1 protein-coding gene and 1 pseudogene are annotated in these 1147 nt (G+C 66.1%); both read left to right on the top strand.

Going from position 1 to position 1147, the window contains the following annotated elements; translation table 11 throughout:
- Positions 1–214 (top strand): annotated as a pseudogene (locus A2I95_RS40690) (peptidylprolyl isomerase); the annotation flags it as partial.
- On the top strand, positions 211–1147 hold a 937-nt coding region (pdxA, locus tag A2I95_RS40685; protein ID WP_291737984.1), incomplete at its 3' end, for a 4-hydroxythreonine-4-phosphate dehydrogenase PdxA. The pseudogene A2I95_RS40690 and the gene pdxA, both read left to right, overlap by 4 nt.

Here is a 1147-nt window from a genome sequence, read left to right as displayed (position 1 = left end):
GGCCAAGCTGGATCCGAATGAGACCTCCACCGCGCTGACCCGCAACAACGGCCAGACACTGATGGTTCTGATGCTCTGCGGCCGCACTGCCGACCTGGGCGAGGACAGCTCGCGCGAGACCGTGGCCAATGCGCTGACGGCACAGCGGATGACGTCGCTGGCCAGCAGCTACCTCGAACAACTGCGCGCCGACGCCCGGATCGACATCAAATGAGCCAGCCCGGGCCGATTGCCCTCAGCTGCGGCGAACCCGCAGGCATCGGCCCGGAAATCGCCGTCAAGGCTTGGGACGCACTGCGTAGCTCTTGCCCGTTCTTCTGGATCGGCGACCCGCGCCACCTGCCTGCGGGCACCCCGGTCCAGGAAATCTCCGCCCCCGCCGAAGCCGCGGCTTCCTGCGCAGACAGCTTCCCGGTACTGCCTCTCGCCTTCGGCGGCAGCGCAGTCAAGGGCACTGCCGACCCGGCCAACGCCGCTGGCGTCATCCGGTCCATTGAGACCGCAGTCCAATTGGTCCAGACCGGCAAAGCCGCCGCTGTCTGCACCGCCCCGATCCACAAAAAGGCGTTGATTGATGGCGCCGGCTTTGCCTATCCCGGCCACACCGAGTTCCTGGCGTCCCTCGCAGGCCGGGACCGGGTGGTGATGATGCTGGCCAGTTCCCAGCTCCGCGTGGTGCCCGCCACCATCCATATCGCCCTGTCCGACGTCCCCAAGGCCCTGACCCCGGAACTGCTGCGCGAAACCATCGAGATCACCGCTGCCGGCCTTAGCGGTCAGTTCGGCATCGCAGCGCCCCGCATTGCTGTCGCCGGGCTCAACCCGCATGCGGGCGAAGGCGGCGCCATGGGCCATGAGGAACTGGATTGGATCAACGTCCTGATCCGGCAGATGCAATCGGAAGGCCTGAATGTCACCGGTCCGCACCCTGCGGACACACTGTTTCATGCCGCCGCCCGCACCCGCTATGACGCAGCGGTCTGCATGTATCACGACCAGGCGCTGATCCCGATCAAGACGCTGGATTTTGACCGCGGCGTCAATGTAACCTTGGGCCTGCCCTTCATCCGCACCTCTCCCGATCACGGCACCGCGTTTGACATCGCAGGCACCGGCCAAGCCAACCCAACCAGCCTGATCGAAGCCC

This window comes from Leisingera sp. F5 (assembly GCF_001593695.1).
Note: the sequence above shows the minus strand (reverse complement) of the source record. Positions and strands in the feature narration are given on the sequence as shown.